At 64.3% G+C, this 2,648-nt stretch carries 2 protein-coding genes and 1 pseudogene; 2 read left to right on the forward strand and 1 reads right to left on the reverse strand.

Annotated features, from left to right (window positions below; genetic code table 11):
- Positions 1 to 427: pseudogene (locus tag RMN84_RS01335) on the reverse strand (lytic transglycosylase domain-containing protein); the annotation flags it as partial.
- 97 nt (positions 428 to 524) lie between these two features.
- Between RMN84_RS01335 and dapA the strand changes: the two are divergent.
- Together dapA and RMN84_RS01345 are read left to right on the forward strand one after the other, a co-directional pair.
- Complete coding sequence (gene dapA, locus RMN84_RS01340; RefSeq protein WP_309610410.1) at positions 525 to 1,400, forward strand: 4-hydroxy-tetrahydrodipicolinate synthase; 876 nt, start codon at positions 525 to 527, stop codon at positions 1,398 to 1,400.
- Between the two features lie 14 nt (positions 1,401 to 1,414).
- A partial coding sequence (locus RMN84_RS01345; protein WP_309610411.1) for a DUF1963 domain-containing protein occupies positions 1,415 to 2,648 on the forward strand: 1,234 nt, incomplete at its 3' end.

The following is a 2,648-nucleotide window of genomic DNA, read 5'->3' on the forward strand; positions in this document are numbered from 1 at the left end:
CCTCGTCGGTCGCGGTCAGATCTGCCCTGGCCAGCGCCGATCGCGCCGCCGTCGCCGCTTCGATCGGCTGGGCGGTCGCGGCATAGGCCTCGGCCAGACGGGCAAAGCCGTTGCCACTGACCGGCGGGGTCGTGCGGAAGAAGGCGATGACACTCGTCGCGCTCTCGCCGACCCGCATCTGCCGCTCGGCCGCGCGGCGCATTGTCGTCTCGCCCGGCCAGCCCGGATTGGCGATCAGGAACCGGGCATAATCGCCGAACGCATAGCCGTCGCTCGCCCGCAGCCGCCGCCAGTCGGCCAGCGAATAATCGATATCGCTCGTCACGGTATAGCTCGGCGTCGACGTCGGCGTCAGGTCGATCGCCTGCATCGACCCGCTGGCTGCGCTCGCGAGCAGGACGGGGATCAGGAAAGCGGTGCGCCTCATGCTGGACATCATGCGACCGTGGTCCTTATCAGGCGGTGAACAATTGCTGCGGCACACACCCTATGGCGCGGCGGACTCGGCGAAAAGGACCAGGACGATGTTTTCCGGCTCGATTCCGGCGTTGGTGACCCCTTTTGCGGCAGGACGTGTCGACGAAGAGGCGTTCCGAGTCTTCGTCGACTGGCAGATCGCCGAGGGATCGAGCGCCATCGTACCGTGCGGTACCACCGGCGAGGTGCCGACCCTGTCGAACGACGAGCAGCACCGCCTGTTCACCCTCGCGGTCGAAACCTCGAACGGCCGCGTGCCCGTCATCGCCGGTTGCGGCAGCAACAACACCGCGACCGTGATCGAGCATATTCTCGCGGCCGAAGCGGCCGGCGCCGACGCCGCGCTGATCGTCATCCCCTATTACAACAAACCGAGCCAAGCCGGCCTGATCGCCCATTTCAAAGCGATCGTCGCCGCGTCGAAGCTGCCGATTATCGTCTACAACGTCCCCGGCCGCACCGTCGCCGACATCTCGGTGGAAACACTGGCCGACGTGGCGAAGATGCCGAGCATCGTCGGGGTCAAGGACGCCACCGGCGACCTCGGGCGCGTGACCGCCCAGCGCCTCGCCAGCGGTCCCGATTTCTGCCAGCTCAGTGGCAATGACGAGACCGCGCTCGCCTTCAACGCAATGGGCGGGGTCGGCTGCATCTCGGTCAGCGCGAACGTCGCCCCGCGCCTGTGCGCCGAGTTCCAGGCGGCGTGCCAGTCGGGCCGCTGGGACGAAGCGTTGACCCTTCAGGACCGCCTCTATCCCCTCCACGCCGCCCTGTTCAGCGACGCCTCGCCCGGCCCGACGAAATATGCGTTGAACAGGCTCCGCCCCGACTTCCCCACCGACCTCCGCCTGCCGCTGAGCGACTCCTCGGCGGAGAGCAAGGCGGCGGTAGATGCGGCGCTGGCGCATGCGGGGCTGGTGTAAGGTAGGGAAGCGAAATGACCGCAACACAATCTTCTGCCATCGCCGGACTCGCGCTGCCGCTGATCGCGGCAAGCAGTGGCGGGCCGCCGTCGACCGGTCGCTTCTTCATCACCGTCATTGTGATCCTCAGCTTATTCCTCGTCGTCCGGAAACTTCTTCCGACTTTTGGAGGCGCGCCGCGAGATCAACGGCAAAAGCGAGAGACGGACCCGACCTTAGTGTCGTCAAGTGAAATCCCCACTCCGTCGTCCGAAGAACTTACGGCGCGTTTAGGGCGCATTCGGGACCAGGCGAGAAGCGCGCCTTCGCTCATTGAGCATGTTGCTCCGCCTACTGGAGTTTCGCGAGTTGACCCGGTGCCCGCTTCACTCCGCGCTCAACAAGACGCGATCGTTTTTCACCAGCATTTCCCGCCGCGCGACGACGCGCTCAGTTACTGGGGCGGGGTGCCGCTGGTTCCGGCTGGTTTCGCCTGGCCCTCATCTACGTCAGCTGATGGCGCCGAGCGCGCACTCCATCACATTATTCAAGTCGATTGCACAATAATTCCGGAAGCAGTGCGCCTCGGTTTGCCCGACAGCGGCCTCCTCAACATCTTCATCGATCTCGACTGGGGCAGGGATTGGGGATGTCATGTTTCCCACTCGCCCGGTGACCCGCGCAATTTTGCGCCCGCCACTATCCCTGACACTTTGCCGAATGCCTATGGCGAGCGCGCCATGTATCAATGGGTCCGGAGCGACGAAGACTGGCCGCGGCTTCTGCCGCGCTGGAGCTTCGACCCCGTGCTGGTTCGTAGCGGCGGTCGGCAACCGCCTGTCGACCAGGACGACGAGGAGGAGCGCAAGTTTTGGCCCGGTACGATCGACCTCGCCGGGGAACTCGCAAAGGTTGATGGCGCGATCGTCACTTCGCATTATTTTCAGAATAGCTATGGTGAGGACGGGCATCTCAACCGACCCTTCTCCAATTTTCCGCATGACTGGCAGGCGGTGCGTATCGCCATTGGAGAGCTCGCCTATCAGGCGAACCGGGGCCATCTCGATCGTTTCGTAGAGCGTGGCGACATGACGCAGGAAGAGCGCGATGCGTTCAAGGCTGGCTTAAAATCGGCCATCGACGAGTGGACCGCGCGCGCCGGTGATGCCGTTCCGATCAGCCCGCTGACCAAGACTGACAGCGATGCGGCGTGGCAGGTGTTTCTCGATTATCGACACGTCAGCCTGTTCGCCTTGAGCGAAGCGGTCA

The organism is Sphingomonas sp. (assembly GCF_031380695.1).
Taxonomy (GTDB): Bacteria; Pseudomonadota; Alphaproteobacteria; order Sphingomonadales; family Sphingomonadaceae; genus Sphingomicrobium.

Bases quoted from the DNA above. Each gene is read 5' to 3' on its own strand.
- dapA (WP_309610410.1), top strand. From the start codon at position 525: ATGTTTTCCGGCTCGATTCCGGCGTTGGTGACCCCTTTTGCGGCAGGA.